The organism is Paenibacillus sp. FSL R10-2778 (assembly GCF_038593035.1).
In the GTDB taxonomy this organism is placed as follows: domain Bacteria; phylum Bacillota; class Bacilli; order Paenibacillales; family Paenibacillaceae; genus Paenibacillus_AQ; species Paenibacillus_AQ odorifer.
In genome coordinates this window covers 4,912,442-4,930,964 of sequence record NZ_CP151956.1, presented here as the reverse complement: position 1 = coordinate 4,930,964, position 18,523 = coordinate 4,912,442, and the positions used below count along the sequence as shown (strand labels likewise).

Annotated in this window: 13 protein-coding genes; 12 read left to right on the top strand and 1 reads right to left on the bottom strand. The window is 42.5% G+C overall.

What is annotated here, in order from left to right; genetic code table 11:
- The first annotated feature begins 221 nt into the window (after positions 1-221).
- The 8 genes from NST40_RS22280 to NST40_RS22245 all read left to right on the top strand — a co-directional run bounded on the left by NST40_RS22280 (position 222) and on the right by NST40_RS22245 (position 7,669).
- The gene (locus NST40_RS22280) at positions 222-695 is read left to right on the top strand and encodes a hypothetical protein (protein WP_076277668.1); all 474 of its coding nucleotides are present in this window, start codon (positions 222-224) and stop codon (positions 693-695) included.
- A gap of 322 nt (positions 696-1,017) precedes the next feature.
- Positions 1,018-1,794 carry an RNA ligase family protein gene (locus NST40_RS22275; protein WP_342410003.1) on the top strand — a complete coding sequence of 259 codons (777 nt, stop codon included), beginning with the start codon at positions 1,018-1,020 and terminating at the stop codon, positions 1,792-1,794.
- A 407-nt stretch (positions 1,795-2,201) separates the two neighbouring features.
- Complete coding sequence (locus tag NST40_RS22270) at positions 2,202-2,978, top strand: ABC transporter ATP-binding protein (protein ID WP_076220339.1); 777 nt, start codon at positions 2,202-2,204, stop codon at positions 2,976-2,978.
- Positions 2,979-3,021: 43 nt separating this feature from the next.
- Positions 3,022-4,032, top strand: a complete 1,011-nt coding sequence (locus tag NST40_RS22265) for an aliphatic sulfonate ABC transporter substrate-binding protein (protein ID WP_076220340.1) — start codon at positions 3,022-3,024, stop codon at positions 4,030-4,032.
- A gap of 37 nt (positions 4,033-4,069) precedes the next feature.
- On the top strand, positions 4,070-4,921 hold the full coding sequence (locus tag NST40_RS22260; RefSeq protein ID WP_076129473.1) for an ABC transporter permease: 852 nt from the start codon (positions 4,070-4,072) through the stop codon (positions 4,919-4,921).
- Entirely contained in the window at positions 4,918-5,730 is an 813-nt protein-coding gene (locus NST40_RS22255) for an ABC transporter permease (protein WP_076129474.1), read from the top strand. Before NST40_RS22260 ends, NST40_RS22255 begins: the two co-directional genes overlap by 4 nt.
- 31 nt (positions 5,731-5,761) lie before the next feature.
- Complete coding sequence (locus NST40_RS22250; RefSeq protein WP_076277666.1) at positions 5,762-7,120, top strand: LLM class flavin-dependent oxidoreductase; 1,359 nt, start codon at positions 5,762-5,764, stop codon at positions 7,118-7,120.
- A gap of 258 nt (positions 7,121-7,378) precedes the next feature.
- Positions 7,379-7,669, top strand: coding sequence for a MazG nucleotide pyrophosphohydrolase domain-containing protein (locus NST40_RS22245; RefSeq protein WP_076220766.1), 291 nt, complete (start codon positions 7,379-7,381; stop codon positions 7,667-7,669).
- A gap of 77 nt (positions 7,670-7,746) precedes the next feature.
- Here NST40_RS22245 and NST40_RS22240 read toward each other — a convergent pair whose 3' ends face one another.
- Positions 7,747-8,496 (bottom strand): SDR family oxidoreductase, encoded by a 750-nt coding sequence (locus NST40_RS22240; protein ID WP_076129478.1) that lies wholly within the window; start codon positions 8,494-8,496, stop codon positions 7,747-7,749.
- A 164-nt stretch (positions 8,497-8,660) separates the two neighbouring features.
- Here NST40_RS22240 and NST40_RS22235 point away from each other — a divergent pair, with 164 nt between their 5' ends.
- The 4 genes from NST40_RS22235 (at position 8,661) to NST40_RS22220 (ending at position 18,367) form a co-directional block, all read left to right on the top strand.
- Positions 8,661-9,578 carry a LysR family transcriptional regulator gene (locus NST40_RS22235; protein WP_076220765.1) on the top strand — a complete coding sequence of 306 codons (918 nt, stop codon included), beginning with the start codon at positions 8,661-8,663 and terminating at the stop codon, positions 9,576-9,578.
- Positions 9,579-9,695: 117 nt separating this feature from the next.
- Positions 9,696-16,187 carry a phosphodiester glycosidase family protein gene (locus NST40_RS22230; RefSeq protein ID WP_342410001.1) on the top strand — a complete coding sequence of 2,164 codons (6,492 nt, stop codon included), beginning with the start codon at positions 9,696-9,698 and terminating at the stop codon, positions 16,185-16,187.
- A gap of 1,089 nt (positions 16,188-17,276) precedes the next feature.
- Positions 17,277-17,936 carry a helix-turn-helix transcriptional regulator gene (locus tag NST40_RS22225; protein WP_036676012.1) on the top strand — a complete coding sequence of 220 codons (660 nt, stop codon included), beginning with the start codon at positions 17,277-17,279 and terminating at the stop codon, positions 17,934-17,936.
- Positions 17,937-18,058: 122 nt separating this feature from the next.
- Complete coding sequence (locus tag NST40_RS22220) at positions 18,059-18,367, top strand: hypothetical protein (protein WP_036676014.1); 309 nt, start codon at positions 18,059-18,061, stop codon at positions 18,365-18,367.
- The last annotated feature ends 156 nt before the right edge of the window (positions 18,368-18,523 follow it).

The window sequence follows — 18,523 nt, the reverse complement described above, 5'->3', positions numbered from 1 at the left end:
TAAATTATGGTCATAAAACCTATAAATACCTAATGGCTACAACTCGGAATTTATTGCCTTGGTAGAAGATAAGCTGCGGAAAATATTCCATTTAATGTTACAGTGGAGTTAGTAGGATAAATCCTTTGTTTTTTTAGATACGTACATGCTTGAATTTATTAAGGAGAATCATAGCTAAGGATGTAAATAATCTAAGTGTGATATTTAATTATGGAGGGAATATGAAATTTCATTTGAGATATGTAATACTATCTTTTTGTGTATTCTTCTTTTTGTCAGGGTGTAGCTGGAATGCAATCACTGAAAAAGAATTAGATCAATTTATCGAAAGTGAAAATTTGGATTATGTATCTATACAAAAGCTAAACGACGAGGAATATTACATTTTTAGCTTGCCCTATATTTATATTTATCGTAGTGCTTCTGACTATACTAAATCTACGGCTATGATACGAGATGAGATAGCTATTGGTGGTTTAGAGAAAGGTTCAATTGGCCTTGTAATTAATAATACGCCAGTTTTAAAAGATGCTAAAACATTTTCAGTGGTGATTGACAGTAAGACTCGTGAGTATGAATATACAGGTGGAAAATATCTAATTATAAAAGATAGTAGGATTTGGAATCCGACTGCTCAATTAAAAATTATTTTCTCAAATGATAAAAACGAAACAATATTTGAATCAGATTATTAAAGAAGATTTATTGGTGTTTACTACTATTTACATATTCTTATTTTGCTGATTTTCTATTACATGAGTATCACTTGAAAATACATATAAGAACCTTCTTTGCGTATAACCTTCATGCGTAATCAACAAAGTAATTACGTAGATTATGATGATACTTATCTTCAAAGTTAAATTGGTAAACAAATAAGGAGAACTCTTTATGACAATCCCATCAGGAATAACACGTGAACACGTAATCAGTGGTAAAATATTCCTTGGCTATCTTTGTTTATGTTTATAAGAACAAGAGTCATATAAAGTGAATTTGAAAGTGGGAGAATAGTTTATGGATTTAAAGAAAATTAATTCTTTAACAAAGTACCCAAGCATTCTTACATATCATCAATTAGGTGAACGAGGTCGGTTAAATGATGTTTTAACGGAGTCAAGAGGCTTCGCAGAATTAGACGATGTTTTTGTTTGCGAAAAAGTAGATGGTGAAAATTCAAGGATCATTTTATTAAAAAATGATGATAACGAAGTTGATTATCTAATTGGTTCCAGAGAAGAATTGTTATATGCAAAAGGAGATAGAATCGGTAATCCTTATGGGAACATTGCGGAATTTCTTAAGCCGTTAGCAGAAAAAGTAATTGCAGATATCCTTCTTGAGGGTGACTGGGCATTAACCGTAATTTATCAGGAATCTTATGGAGGGAAAACTAAAGCATCCAAGAACTATTCTGACAGAAAAACTCAAGGGTATCGTGTATTTGATGTGTTCTCCTTGAATAAGGATGAATTATATAGACTTCTTGAGTTATCGCAGGAGAAAATTGCGGTGTGGCGTGATCACGGAAATCAACCATTTTATGATGAAATTGAGAAGAAGAGATTTATTGAAAGTATTGATTTGCAGTCTGCACCACTTCTTGAAACCATAAAGGGTTCCGAGTTTCCAACTTCTCTTGAGAGTACATATTCTTATTTAAAAAGATTCGAAAACACGCAAGTAGGCATCGACGCATCAGGCAAATCAGAAGGAATCATTGTTAGAACAACGGATCGTAAACAAATTAGAAAAATACGGTTTGAAGATTATGAAAGAACGTTTAGAAAGTAATAGCTGGAATTATTATCAATGCTGATACTTTCAGAATTTAGCATGAGGTTCCCTAAGCAATAGGGTTTGTGAACAGCCCCCAAAATACTGCTTATTCATTGGTCCAAAACCAATAAATATGCGGTATTTTTTTGTGCAGTTTTGAACTCCAATTAGATAAATCCCTATCGACTATAACTAATGCTATGTCCTTGCCATTCGCAAAACCTCCCCACTTCACAAAACATACACCCATTTGGCAAATAATGTTTGACATGTGAGGAATGTCACTGATAAGATGATGTAAATTAAACCTAGTTGAATAATCGGATAAGGTTCTTTAGAAGTTCTCATTATTTTTTTGCTCTTAATACCTATTAAATACATAAGTATAGTTTAGTTTAAATTTATCGGAAAGGGTGAATGGAGTGTCGGAGGAAACACTGGTTATCGAACATTTGAATAAAGTATTCGCCGCGCCTGCCGGTGATGTTATCGCATTAAGCAATATTCAGCTGAAGGTGAAAAAAGGCGAGTTGATTACGATTATAGGTCCCAGCGGCTGCGGAAAAAGTACCTTGCTAAAAATTGTGGCAGGACTGGATACGGGCTATAGCGGCACGGTTCTACTGAATGGCAAACAGATCGACGGTCCGAGTATTGAGAAGGGATTTATTTTTCAAGAACCAAGACTTTTTCCGTGGTTGACGGTGGAGCATAATATTGCAGCAAATTTATCGCTTAAAAATCCAGAGGTTCGCAAAAAAGTAGATGAATTGATTGAACTTGTACGATTAAAGGGTTTTGAGAAATCCTATCCACGTGAGCTGTCAGGCGGGATGGCCCAACGAGTATCTATTGCTAGGGCGTTGCTCCGTAATCCGGATGTATTACTGCTCGATGAACCTTTTGGCGCACTAGACGCTTTTACTAGATCACATCTGCAAGAGGTACTTCTTGATATTTGGCAGAGTAATAAGACGACTATGTTATTTGTAACTCATGATCTGGATGAAGCTGTATTCCTGGGTGAGCGGGTAGTCATTATGAATCCCCGACCTGGGCATATTCGCAATATTCTTCCCATTGATTTACCGTTTCCGCGAAAAAGATCCAGTACTTCATTCCAAGAGCTACGTCGACTGGTGCTGAGTGAGTTTGAGAAGGTTGAAGAACCGGCAATCGATGTTGGAGCTGGTATCTAGATAAAGAGAGTCCATTTTTTTATAAAAAGGGGAGAAATGATCCATGAAATTATTTCGTAATTCACTACTTGTTATGCTTGTTTTGACTGTATTTGCAACGGGTTGTGCATCGAATGAAAAGAGTGCGGGAAAGAACGAGGCCAATAAATATGAAGGTGTGACCATTAAGATTGGCGTGCAGGGCAGCGGTGGGATGTTTGGTAAGGCCCGTGAGGAAAAATGGTATGAGCAAGAATTTGATAAGCTGGGCGTAAAAGTAGAATGGACGGAATTTCAAAGTGGGCCCCCAATGACAGAGGCGATCGCTTCTAATAAGTTGGACATAGCGACTCTTGGCAACATGCCGGTGATCGCAGCCCAAGCTGCGGGCATTCCTATTAAGATTATCTCACAAGTATTAGAAGGTACGAATAACGTTGCTCTTCTTGTACCTGGTAGTAGTACTGCTCAGAAACTGGAGGATCTGAAAGGCAAGAAGATAGCTGTTACAAAAGGCAGCAATGCTTACAACTTTCTATATCGCGGTATTGAGGAATCAGGTCTTAAAGAAGCAGATTTTGAGATTATCCAGTTGCAGCCTGATGAAGCACAACCTGCATTTGAAACCGGTGGCGTTGATGCATGGGCTACATGGGATCCATATATTACTCTAAATGCATTGACCGGTAAAGGGAAGGTTTTGACGGATGGTGAGCAATTGGGTGTCTTATCTCCTTCTTTTGTGATCTCCCGTTCAGCGTTCGCAGAGAAATATCCAGAACTAGTTACGCTTTATTTAAAAGTAACCAACAAAGCTATAGCTTGGGAGACAGATAATCGCGCTGAAGCGACTGAAAGATATGCAGCTGAGCGGAACATTCCGGCAGCGGTAATCGAAGGTACGTTTGAACGTTCCCAGATGATCAACATTCCAATTAGTGATGCTGTTGTTGAAGAATTGCAGAAGACAGCCGATTTTCAATTTAATATTAAGAACATCCGTAAAGAGATTGAAGTTTCTAAAATAACAGACAATCAATATATTGAAGCAGCACTGAAGGAACCTTTGAAGTAACGGATGAAACCACAGATGTAGAAAAGAGGTTGTTTACATGCAATTCAGTGCTGAAAAAGCTGTGATTTCGCCACTAATTCATAAGAAGAATCCAGTAAAGAAGCGCGGACTTTCCATCCAAACGACGAATGTATTGCTTGGACTTATCTTACCAATTGCTTTACTCCTGATTTGGGAGATAGCCGGAGCGATGGGAAAGTTAAATCCTATATTGCTGCCAAGGCCAAGTGAAATATGGCGGGAACTGGTTAGCTTGACCGCGTCCGGTGAGTTGGCGAAACATTTAGGCATATCCGCTTGGCGGGCACTGCTTGGTTTCTTAATTGGGGGAGGGCTTGGCTTAGCGGCTGGTTTGTGGGTAGGCTTCTCATACAAAACAGAACGTTTGCTGGATCCGTCGCTGCAAATGCTGCGCACGCTGCCCCATTTAGCAATCGCTCCACTATTTATTTTGTGGTTCGGATTCGGTGAAACCTCAAAAATATTGTTGATTGCCAAAGGTTCATTTTTCCCATTATACGTGAACACATTTCTAGGAATCCGTTCGGTGGACAACAAGTTGTTTGATGTTGGGAGAGTACTGCAATTCAGTAAATGGCAGATGGTGAGTAAGTTAATAATTCCAGCCTCACTGCCCAACATCTTTTTAGGTATCCGTTTGTCTGTGGGCATAGCTTGGCTTGGACTTGTCGTAGCGGAGATGATGGGCTCTAGCTCAGGTGTTGGCTATCTAATCAATGACGCGCGATCGTTTTCTTTGACCACAGTGGTATTTGTTGGGATCATCGTGTTTGCTGTAGTAGGTAAACTGTCAGATTCATTAGTGAAGCTGTTGGAATCGAGATTGCTAAGATGGCAGGACAGTTATAGAGGAGATAAAGGATCATGAGCAATCACCTATCCAGTAATAAAATAGAGCGTCATGATGATGGTTTAAGCTGGATTCCAAAAAAACTGCATGGTTGGATTGTACCTCTAGCTCTAGTGGTGATTTGGGAAGTGGCAGCTGCGCTCCATCTAGTCTCTGCGACGACATTGCCTGCTCCATCTACCATTATTGCGCAGTTCTTTTCTTTAATAGCTAGCGGTGAGCTGTTTCGACATCTGGGGATTAGCGCCTATCGGGCAGGGCTTGGCTTTTTATTGGGATCTGCTACTGGACTGCTGCTTGGCTTATCTACAGGACTTGGGAAGTTGGTAGAGCGTACACTGGATCCATCTTTACAGATGCTTCGAACGATTCCATTACTTGCCCTTATTCCGTTATTCATTTTGTGGTTTGGTGTAGGTGAATTTTCTAAAATACTAATGATTTCATTAGGTGCTTTTTTTCCAGTTTATCTGAACACTTTCCTAGGAATTCGTAATGTTGATATCAAGCTTGTTGAAGTATCGCGTATTTTCCAATATACAAGATGGCAGCTGCTTAGCAAAATGATTATTCCGGCTGCAATGCCTAATATTCTACTTGGTATTCGCTTATCACTTGGTGCATCGTGGCTTGTACTCGTCGTAGCGGAGATGATGGGAACAAGTGCGGGGATAGGCTATATGATTCAGGATGCCAGAGCTTATTCGCAAACAGATATAGTATTCGTTGGAATTTCAATCTTTGCAGTGATAGGAAAACTTTCGGATTCCGCAATTCGATTGCTGGAGAGAAGATGGCTGCATTGGCGTGATACATTCAAAGGTTAACGAACTCTAGAATTCGAAAGGCAGGGTCATTATGGGAACCAGAAAAGATCAGCTACATTTAGGTGCATTTATTTATTATTCAGGACATCATCATTATGGCTGGCGTCATCCGGAATCGGGAGCGGATAAGATCTTCAATTATAAATTTTATCGCGAATTGGCAAAAACCGCCGAGCGTGGGAAGTTCGATATGATGTTTTTGGCGGATTTGTTGTATGTGATGGGTGCGGATCAAGCAGCTTCGGGTATGCTGGACCCATTGACGCTGTTGTCAGCCCTTTCGACAGAAACAGAAAAACTCGGATTAACGGCTACCGTATCGACCACGTATAACGAACCTTATAATGTGGCTCGCAAATTTGCTTCTTTAGATCATATTAGTGAAGGCCGAGCGGGTTGGAATATTGTCACCTCTCAGCTTGATGTGGAAGCTTATAACTATGGGAAGCCGGAGCATCCAGAGCACGGACTTCGGTATAAAATGGCACGTGAATTTGTTGAGGTGGCAACGCTTCTCTGGGACAGCTGGGAGGATGACTCTTTAATCGTCAACCGCGAAGAGGGACAATTTGCTGACGCGAAGAAGATCAAAGAAGTGGAATACAAAGGGGAGTGGTATTCTACAAAAGGAACCCTCAATGTTCCTCGCTCACCTCAAGGGTATCCTGTACTTATTCAAGCCGGATCTTCTGGTCCAGGACAAGATTTTGCAGCTAGTTTTGGAGAGGTGATCTTTACGGCACAGCAGTCGCTTGAAGCGGCTAAGGCCTTCTATGAAAGCGTCAATTCCAAATTAGCAGATTATGGCCGTGAACGTGGTAGCTTAAAAATTATGCCGGGCTTATCTCCGATCATTGGAGCGACCGAAGAGGAAGCCCAAAGTAAATATAAAGAACTGCAGGAGTTGATTCCTCCTGCCGCTGTTGTTGGTATGTTGTCTGGCATGTTGAGGTTTGACCTGTCCGAATACCCAGTAGATGGACAGCTGCCTGAGATTCCTGATCCAGTAGAAGCATCAAATGGAATGAAAAGCCGGGTTCAGCTGATTATGGATATGGCTCGTAAGGACAAATTATCGATATTAGAATTAGGCCGCCGTTTGCTTGGTGCACGAGGACATATGCAGTTTGTTGGAACCTATGAACAATTGGCAGATTTAATGCAATTGTGGTTCGAAGAGTACGGCTGCGATGGATTTAATATTATGCCACCAGTACTGCCGGGCAACTTGGATGAATTCGTGGATCATGTTGTGCCCATCTTGCAAGCACGCGGCTTGTTCCGTACTGAGTATACGGGGAGTACCCTTCGTGAACATCTAGGATTGGAGCGTCCGGATATCCGTCATTTCCAGAATCGTAGAGTGGCTGAAGTAGGGGCTGGTAAATAAGGTGATCATCGGAGTGGATCTATTCAGATTGTACCGAGTTGGCTATTGAGGGATCACTATAGTGAGCAAAATGCAAAGAAGCGATTCTTCGATAAATGAGGAATCGCTTCTTTTTTATGGCATTGTGAGAGCATTCTTGTCTAATAAACAGCAAAGTCTTGGAGAGTTTGTATTCTTAGATCAAAAGGATGATAATTGGTAAATACGCAGGAATAATTACTTTACATAACTTTATACCAAAAAGCGAGGCGTAAGGAAATGAATGCAGCAGAGTTTCAACAGTATGTTAAGGAGTTCAGTGAAATCAAAGGGTTTGATACCAGCACCATTGAGCAGAGAATGCTGTACTTAATGACTGAGGTTGGGGAGTTATCCAAAGAGGTTTTGTCGGTATCTTTTCATCCAGATGCGGAGCGGAAAGAAAACTTGGGATACGAGATGTACGATGTGGTGTGGAATATTTTTGATCTGGCCAATAAACTTGGTATTGATCTGGAGCAGGCGTTTAAACGTAAGCTGAAGATTAATGAACAGAGGACTTGGGAGTAGGGTGTATCTATTGAATACTTTAAAAAAATCCAAGGACCTCCCTCGAGGGAAGCCTTGGATTTTTTTCACCCTAAACTTTATTTAAATGAAGCATAACCTTCATCAGCCATTACAACACTACCGTTAATTGCACTAGCTTCTGGTAAGGAGAGCAAGTATACAGTGTCTGCAACTTGTTCAGGTAATGTTAGTTTGTTACCCATTACTTTGCTCTTCATTTGGTCAACCATTCCTTGATCTTTATATCCTTGGATAATTGGCGTATCTACAGCGCCTGGAGCAACGGCAAGCACGCGGATGCCATGAACCGAAAGTTCAAGTGCTGCGGATTTAGTCATCATAATGACCGCACCTTTGGAAGCGTGATATGCGAATGTACCTGGGGAAGCTAGGAATCCAAATACAGAAGCTGTATTGATGATCACACCTTTGATGCCGAGCTCACGCATTTTTTTACCAGCAGCGATAATCCCATGGGCTACACCATGCTGATTGACATTAATGACACTGTGATAATCCTTAAGGTCTTGGTCTAGTACAGGAGTGACGCGGCCGATCCCGGCATTGTTGAACATAACGTCAATTCTTCCATAAGTATCTACAGTTTTTTGAACCAGCGCTTCGACATCTTCATATTTGGAAACATCTGTTTTGACGAAAATTGCTTCGCCACCCTCTTTAATAATTTGTGCTACCGTTTCTTCACCTAATTGTTGATTGAAATCGGCAACGACAACTTGATCACCTTTACTTGCAAATTTAATGGCGGTTTGTTTCCCGATTCCACTGGCTCCACCTGTTATTACGGCTACTCTTTTGTCTGTCATTTGAGTTTCCTCCTCAAGAAATATAGTTATACTAGAAATGAAAGTTGATATAGTAAAAATGGTTACTTACTAACTTATTTACATTGTAACACTTGTCTAAATTAATTAAAATTTAAGTAAATTTAATAGTTATTAAGTAAAGATTAACTTAAGGGGTGATTCAAATGAATTTGGAGCAATGCGAGAATATTGTAGAAGTCGCAAAGATTGGTTCTTTAACCAAAGCAGCTCAGAATCGTCATATCACTCTATCCGCAATGAGTCAGTCCATTACCATGCTGGAGGCTGAGCTGGGAGTTACTTTGTTCATCCGTTCGCGCGGGCAAAAAGCGGTTCCCACAGCAGAAGGAAATGCCATTATTAGCAAAGCAAATGAAGTCCTGATGAAAGTAAATGAATTAAAAGAAGAAGCACAGATTTACAGCGATACGTTAAGTGGTCATTTGAAAATTGCTACGATACCTGGACCCATGCATCTGATGGTGAAGGTAATTTCTAGTTTTAAGGCAGATTTTCCAAATGTGAAAATAGAGATTTTTGAAAAAGGACCCAAAGAAATTCTGGATAATGTACTTCAGGATGAAATGGACATTGGACTTATGGTCTCACCGGAGGGAATGCCTGACACATATAAGGGGGTTAAGTTTGAACGGTTAATGGAAGGAAAAATTGTAGTTGGTGTACATCCACAGTCACCGCTAGCCCTGAATTCAATCCTTACACCGGATCAGTTAGTGGGGCAGACGTTAGTTTTATACGATGATCCTTACATTAAGGACTATGTAGAGCGATATTTATCTGGCTATGGGCCGATCAATTTGCTTTTTGTAAGTAACAACACACGGGCGATTGAGAATGCAGTTGCAGAAGGACTGGCCATCACAATTGGTCTGGATTATTCGTTTCTTAAAATATCAGAGATGACTTCTGCCTTCATGAAAACCATCGAGTTACGATCACCAGATACCCGTGCGAAATATTCAGGAGCTATTGTCTCTGCTTCAAAACAGACCTCCCAGACCGCCCGAAGATTTATCAACAGGCTAAAGCATGAATTTGATGAAATGATTAGACGAAGTTAACAGTATGCCTTGGTAAATTTTATCTAACCTTTACGCTTCCTAGTTAATATTAACCCTATGATGTTGTCCAAGCTCAGATCGATATTAGGACAGCCAAGTGGGGAGGATGTCAACACAGTGAGAAGGTATCTAAGGCAAATTAATGTTGTTGTTATCTTTGTTTTGTTGATTTCGTTGTTACAACCGGGGGCAATTGTTCACGCTTCCATCTCTGATTTACCAGCAACAGACTACGGAACCGTTATTGATGTTCGCCAAACAGAGCTTGCAACTGGGGCGATGTATACCTGGATGGATCTCCAGAATGAACGTGGTTTACAAAAGATACATGCAGTGGAGTTCAACCCGCAACAAGGAAATTTGGAGCTGCGGGCAGGAACGAAGGATGGAAAGGTATACGGTATGAAGGGCGTTACAGAAATGGCCACGTATGCGGATTCACCTAGAAACCGAGTGATCGCAGGAATCAATGGTGATTTCTATGAAATCTCCGGTTTTGCTACGGGTGTTCCTAATGGGTTATTTATGGATGAGGGTGTAATCCTGAACAGTTCGATTTCAGCTTTTACTTTCGGTTTAAAAGAAGATGGCAGCTCGATTTATGGGGTGCCGAAGCTGACCAAAAACGTGACGATAAATGGAAAAACAACCAATCTGACTAGCATCAACCGATACCGAAATACAAATGAGCTGGTTCTTTATACGGAAGATTATAATACAACTACAAAGTCAACCAATGAGGGTGACGAGGTTGTTCTAGATATTGTCGAGGGAGAAGTGAAAAGCAGCCAGACCTTGAAGCTGAAGGTATCTGAAATCCGCAACAATCAAGGCAATACGCCGCTTTCCCAAGGAAAAGTGGTTTTATCTGCCCAGGGTACGTCCAGTGCTGTTCTGCAAGGGTTATCGGTTGGCGATAACGTTACTGCCAGCTTTGCGCTCAGCGGAGAATGGAATGATGTGAAGGTAGCCATTGGCGGCGAAGGGCCGCTGGTAAAAGACGGAGTAGTTCAACAAGGTGTAGGGCCTTTAGGAATTCATCCGCGGACAGCCATTGGGACAAAAGCGGACGGAAGTCTCGTTCTATTCGAAGTGGATGGAAGATCTCCAGATTTTAGTGAGGGCGTAGATACCGATGAGCTTGGCAACATTCTGAAGGGTATGGGCGTAGTGAACGCCATGAATCTGGATGGTGGCGGTTCTTCTACTTTTGTGGCCAGAATGCCGGGTACATCTGGTGTCCGAATGATGAATCAGGGCTCAGATGGTTACGAGCGTAAAACTGGTAACGGTTTATTGCTTGTCAATACAGCCCCTGAGCAACCTTCGGCTTCTAAGCTGGTTGTGCAGCCGAATACGGAACGTATTTTGCAAGGCTCCAGCTTTATATTCAAAGCGGCAGGAGTGGACGAGAACGGTCATCCGGCGCCTTATTCGGGTACGCTGAATTGGCAGGTGGACGCTAACCTTGGTACTGTCGATGCGAACGGAGTCTTCACCGGAGGAATCACTGCCGGCACAGGAACTGTAATTGTAGAGGCTGGCGCAGTCAAAGGCAGTGCTGAAATTGAGGTTGTAGATAAGCTTACAGAGCTTAGGTTTCCTGATGAGATCAAAACTTATTCTTCAGGTGCTGCTGCACAATTAACTGTGAAGGCGCTACGTAATGGACAAGTGATTCAAGCTGACAACCCTAGCTTCGAATGGCGGGTTGAGGGCGAGATCGGAACCGTGGACGAGAAGGGTCTGTTTCAGGCGACGAGTGAGAACGGGAAAAACGGAAAGATTTATGCTAAATACAGGGACGTTGAGACCTCTTTTGAAGTAAATGTGGGGTTACCGCCTGTAATGCTGGAGGATTTTGAGAATGGCATTGATAAATATATAGCCTCTAGTGCAGCAGCTAACAGCGTGGCGATTCAGGAAGTGTCGGATCTGGATTTTGTCCGCAACGGGGACAAAGCCTTGAAGCTGGAATATGATTTTGTTAATAAAACAGGCACATCCGGTGCTTATTTAGCCGCAAGCTCAACCGCCAATCGGATTCAGATTCCGGGGTATCCTGAAAAGATCAGTATGTGGATCTACGGAGATGGCAAAAAGCACTGGCTGCGGGGACAGATTCGGGATGGCAATAATGCGGCAGTGCCTGTGGATTTTACTGATCAGGTAAATGGTGTGAACTGGACGGGGTGGAAATACGTCGAAGTATCCGTTCCTAAGGGGAAAACCACCCCGTTAACGATGGATATGCCTGTCCGCTATATGGAGACAAGCAATCTTAATAAGAGTGCGGGAGCTATTTACGTTGATGATATTCGTGCCATTTATGGCCCGCTAGAGGAGGACAGAATACCTCCTATTCTTAAAGATGCATATCCTGGCGTGAACGAAATTGTCAAAACAGCTACACCGACCCTTTCCGTCAATGGTGAGGATGATGGTTATGATCCAGTGGTGCATCCGGGAACGACCTTAATCGATCCTGACAAAATACGAGTATATGTGGACGATCAATTAGTGGAGCATGGCTTTTATCCTCCAAAAGGTCAGATTACTTATAAACCAAAGGTTCCACTGACAGAAGGCCGTCATAAAGTAAAAGTTGCCATTCGCGATTTAAGCGGTAACCAGACGATAAAAGAATGGTATTTTACAGTAAATTTGGGCTCTCCGTTCTATGTGTACAAAACACCAGAAGTAGTATATGCCGGCAACACTTACACTTTGGACGTAACGGCAGAGAAAGCGAGCAAGCTGAAGGAAGGACATCTTACGTTTGCTTTTAATCCGGCTGCAGTTAAAGATTTGCAGGTAATTCGGGGGAATAAGGTATCAGAAACGCAAGTGGAGTCCATCATTGATCCGGCATTGGGCACTGTGCGTCTTAACTTAACGAATATCAATTCTTCCAATCTGGGAGATACGGATCTCATCGGGCAAATTCAATATACAGTTCGAAATGATTTTGTGGGTCCCTACACTCAGGAGCAGTTGGCTGGAGATATTAGCAAAGCTTTTGTAATTGAAAATACATCCGGATCGGTAACTTCTACAGAGGGTACTGGGGTTCCTATTTCTTTTATTGGAGCAGCTGTTGAATCTGTTGTGAAGACACAGTTGATGCTCACTTGGAACCATTATGATCTTGCGAAGGGCTTTGATGCATCTTTTGCGGTAAAAGATCTGAATGGAAGTGTCGTTGAAGGAGCAAAGCTGCTGTTCGATGGAGTGGAGGTACAAGGTGTTGCTTCAGGGGCAAGTGGAACACTAACTACTGACTTTGTCACTTCAGCAGAAGGAACTTTTAAATTGCAGGCGGTAAAAGGAAATACCTATAGTCCTGTAATGACGTTCAAGGTTGCTCCATATGACGCTACTACAGCTCCGCGTAATGTTAATGTTACGATGGGCCAAGATGCAGCAACTTCTCGCCAGTTTACTTGGCAGACAGAACCGTTGACCATGGATACTGTAGTAGAACTTGTGAAAAAAGCGGAGTTTACAAGCTTTCAAGCTGCGAATGTAATAAAAATTACCGGCAGCAGTTCAATTTACAACACCAACAATGACGGAACGATGCGAGTTCATAAAGCGGAGGCCACTGCGCTTACCCCCGGAACGGAATATGTATATCGTGCGGGTGATGGCGAGTCAAATGTAAGTGAGCAAGGAGCTTTTGTTACAAGTGGTGGTGAGGACACTTCTACAAAATTCCTGTTTATCGGAGATTCCCAAGCAGATTCTAAGGCTGGTTTTGGTCTTTGGGGAGATACGATTGAAGCGGCTTACGCGTATATGCCGGATGCGGAAATGCTGGTTCATGCTGGAGATATGGTGGATAAGGGCTTTGAACAAGAGCAGTGGAACTGGTGGTTTGATGCAGCTCAAAAGCAGCTGATGAATACCACACTTGTTCCGATTATCGGGAACCATGAAGTGATGGGAACCAATGGAGATGGGGATTATCTGGCGCAATTCAATAACCCGCAAAACGGTGCGGCGAGCGTAAAAGGTACGAATTATTCTTTTGATATTAAGGATACGCACTTTGTGGTTATGAATACAGAGCATTCAGGTAGTCCGTTCACTGAACAGGCCGAGTGGTTGGATCAGGATCTTTCCGCTACAGATAAAAAGTGGAAGGTGATTTTTTTCCATCAAGGACCGTACGGCAGCATCTATTCGAATGAGCAGGTACAAGCGAAGTGGGTTCCGGTCTTTGATAAGCACAACGTAGATTTGGTCATGAACGGTCATGATCATATCTATTTGCGGACTTTTCCGATGAAGGAGGGTAAACAGGTTGCAGAAGGCGAAGGCACTCGGTATGTTATCGGCGGTTCCTCGGGTCCTAAGTTCTATGCGCTGACACCACGTTTTTGGCAGGAAAAAATATATGACGAAGATGAGCAAATCTATACGGCTGTTGAGATTGAGAAGAACGAGATTACGGTTACCGCAAGAACAGTAGACGGGGTTGAGATTGACCGTTTAGTAATCGGCAAATTGGTTCCGGAATCCATTACGCTGGATCAAAATGCTGTAGAGCTTGAGCCTGGGGCTAGCCTGCAATTGCAAGCTAAGGTGGGGCCGGAAGAGGCTAATCATCTGACAAAGCTTTGGTCCATCGTTCCTGATCCGGCAGAATCAGTTGTTACTGTAAATGAAAATGGCTTGGTTACTGCATTGAAGCCAGGGACAGCTAAGATAAGAGTCACAGTGGCAGGTTACCCGAATATTTTTGCCGAAAGTACGATAACTGTAGATAGGCTGCAAGCAATTAAGCTTCAGGGAAAGAGACAGCTTAAACCGGAAGAAGTCGACCAATCTGTAACAGAAGCTGTCTACGCATCTGGAAAACGTACCGCAATATTAGATGGACTTCATTATTCCAGCTCGAATGAGCATATTGCTACGATCAATGATCAGGGTTTAGTTGAGGCTCATCAGGAAGGCTCCACTGTGATCTCAGTAACCTATAGGGAGTTCGCCTCGGAGTATAACCTTGTCGTAACAAATGATGAAGCACCTATTCTTACAGAAATAACGATGGAAGGGCCGGATTCGCTGGAACAAGGAAGTAAAGGCTCCGTTGTTGTTCAGGCGGTATATAGTGACGGCAGTAAGCAAGAAGTGTTCGAGGGAGTAATCTTTGATACATCCGATCATTCCATTGCAATGATTAGTGAAGCTGGAGAACTTCATGCATTGAGTGCTGGTACAACAAAAGTCAGCGCTGTTTATAACGGTTTGAGCACTGAATATATTCTGATAGTGACTGAGGGCTCGCCGGGTACGACACCAAGCCCAGAGCCGACACCAACACCGACACCAACACCAACACCAACACCAACACCAACACCAACACCAACACCAACACCAACACCAAGTCCAGAGCCAACATCAACGCCAGATGTTTGGGAGCCGGGACCTGCGGTGACACCAACGCCAACCGCTACACCAACTCCGTCGGCATCAGCACAAACGGGCGTAGTCACCATAACGGCTTCTCAACTGTCAGAGAGCAAGAATGCTCAAGGTGAAGTTGTGGTTTCTGTTAATGGGGCGATTACGGAATTACTTCTGCCAGGCAATGCAGCAGAGCTGCTTGGACGCGCACCGCTTAGAGTGGTTATGCAGGATTTATCCGTTACGATTCCTGTTACAGTACTGGCAGAACTAAGTAAGCTAATCTCAGCTGAGGCTCTTGCCAAGAGTACGATTTCGCTACGGCTGAAACCTGTAGCTGATAATACAGCAGTGGACCTGTTGACTCGTGCAAGTACACTTGCGGGTGCACAATTGCGGGCGAAAAGTGATCTGCGGGAATGGTCGCTTAGCATATTCACACAAAATGATCAGTCCTTCTCGTTAAGACAGTTTGCAGAGCCGATTATGATTTCATATAAGGTCGGTGCAGATGTAGATCGAAGCTTATTCGGTATTTATTTTATCGAAGACGTGGGTAAATTAGAGTATATGAGCAGTACATGGACGAATGGTTATCTATCTGCTGCCGTCAGTCATTTTAGTAAATACGTTGTTTTAGAAGTTGATAAAACATTTAAAGATTTGAAGTCCGATCACTGGGCTTACCTTGCTGTGAAGCAGCTTGCGGCAAAACAACTTGTACAAGGTGTTGCTACGGACCGATTTGATCCGAACCGTGCGGTTACACGGGCGGAGTTCACAGCGATGTTAGTTCGTGCGCTTGGCTTGAAAGGTCAAGCGGAACCTGCTTTCGCTGATGTACCTGCAGATAAATGGTATGCAGAAGCAGTAGGGTTAGCCAAACAAGCTGGAGTGATTAACGGCCAGACTGCTTCACAGTTTGAACCGGAGGCGAAAATCTCCCGCCAGGAGATGGCTGTAATGCTGGCTCGTGCATATGCTTACGCGAAGAGTAATGTATCTGTAGCTAGCCGTAACATTTCGGCATTCAACGATATTGGTTACGCTCCACAGTGGGCTCAAGAGGCAATCAGCGAAGTGTACAGACTTGGTTTGATGCAAGGACGGGCTGAAGGACAATTTGCACCGAACCAAAACGGAACACGTGCTGAAAGTGCACAGATGATCCTCAACCTGCTGAGTGTTATGGAGTAATGATTGTGGCCAGTCTCAGGTTGATGGGGACTGGCTGTTTTTTTGATAATTCGATTAGTTGGATATGTGCAGGGTACGCACGCATGAACACACAGAGGGGGAAAGCGGAGTAAAAGTAAAAACAGGTGGTGAGACACAAAGAATTGGAGAAGGGAAAATGGAGAACGGAAAGTTAAGGCACGCTCGCTGAGGCAGGCTAAAGTACGCTCGCTGAGGAACGGCTAAAGCTAAGGCACGCTCGCTGAGGCAGGCTAAAGCTAAAGTACACTCGCTGAGGTACGGCTAAACCTAAGACACGCTCGCTGAGGAACGCTAAAGCTAAAGTACGCCAACAGCGATGCACACTTGGTAAGTTCGGCTCGGACGAGCTACTTTTATCAAGAAAGTTTGTTTTAACAGATAGCCTCGATGGTTTGGGATCGTAACGGACTGTATTGCCGCTATTTTAACTTTTTGGTCCATTGTTCCAACTTTTCGGACTCCATAGCTCTTATTGTCATACTTTTGCCCGGAATCGTAATATATTTTAATGAATAGCTGCATCTGAGTCCGATAGATGAGCAGAATGGCTGAAATCAGCTTAATAAGGTCTCCTCGGTCCTATGAGGTAGAATTGAGTGAGTTAGGTGAGTAAAGTGATTAAGGTGATTAAGGTGATTAAGGTGATTAAGGTGATTAAGGTGAGTCAGGTGAGTCAGGTGAGTCAGGTGAGTCAAGTGATTAAGGTGAGCCAAGTGAGTTAGGTGAGTAAAGTGAGTAAAGTGAGTAAAGTGAGTAAAGTGAGTAAAGTGAGTCAGGTGATTAAGGTGAGCTAGGCGAGTAAAGTGTGTAAAGTGAGCAGAAAGCGGAAGGTAAGACCAAGAAGATGGATGGGGCTTAAGCAGAAAGTAAAACTGAGGTGAGTAACGAGCATATTCCAAATCCTTACAGACGAGCGCTGAGTCTTTTTCCTGTATTTTGTAAAGATAGGGTTATATTGGGCGCGTAATACTGGAAATTACTCTTCAGAGGCAAGTAAAAACAAGGAATAATTGTTATTAGCCAACACAAATTGTTATGTTGTGTTATGATAGTAGGGAGGTGACTCCCATGAATGATTTTGAGAACTATCCCGATGAGCTGGGTAATTTCATTCGGCACATCAGAAAGACGAGAGGGTTAACCTTAAGAGGACTGGAAGAAAAGAGCGGTATAAGTTACTCACAGCTTAGCAAAATCGAACGTGGAGAGAGCATTCCGCTTAAAGACAATCTGGACAAGATCATTGAAGCGCTTGGAACGGATCTGAAGAATCGGATGTACCATTTGGCAGATTATATGCCAGATATTGAATATATCAAGACCTTGAAGCAAGGATATGAGCTGCCACAGCTCAAACAGTCTCAAGATTACATCTACGAGACAGCCTTTAACAAGCTTAAGGAATTCAGAGCGAAGGAAGGGAAAGAAACATCGTACGTTTCCTTTGATTCGAATGAAGTTATAGTTTACGAAACGGAATATGGGGCAGGAATGGTAATAGAGAAGATTGAGAAATACAATCTGACCGATGTCCTGAACGATAAGTTTGAGGGTAACCTCGACTCCTTAAGAAAGAGCCCCCGTAAAGGGCGTCAAGCCTTTCTATTTGGCGAGTGGCTACGGGAGTGCGTTTATGAACTGAAGGAAGAGGAACAGGATCAGGTCATACAAGCACTTAAAGAATTTACTCAGTTTAAAGTACAACAAATAAAGGGTGCTTATAAATAATGTATGCCTTTTGCTAATGATCTCAAAAATGAATGAATGTTGCCCTTTCTTGCAGCCATCTATTCATCTTGATCCATAAACTAACAACTAAAAATGGTTTGACAGAAAAGGGGATATTAATAATGAAAATTAACATGAAGTTTACCAGCAAGGGCAAAGTCGCTATAGAGAATTTTAATAACGAGGAATTGCTGGAGATCTTCGCACGTTACATCAAGACATTATCCAAAAAGTATGACATCGAAGTTGATGTTCCTCTTGAAGCGAATCAAAACATTGTTGGTGATGGTGCGGTAATCGCAACTGCAAAAAATGTGAAATGTGATGTTGAAACTTTCTTTAAAGAATTGGGCAGAGATATCAAAGTTCCCTTGAAGAAAAGACTCGGCGGCAAATTGGAAAATGTTTTCAAAACAGAAATTACAGAATAGAGCATTATTTTTATCTCAGATTAACCATCATATGTGCATATAAAAAAGGTAGGGCCGCGGAGGCTCTACCTTTTTTATGTTAATGTAGTTGACTTAAGGCGACCTAAGGAGCTTATTGTTGGTTGAAGCTGAAGAAAAATGTGTACCATGCGTCAG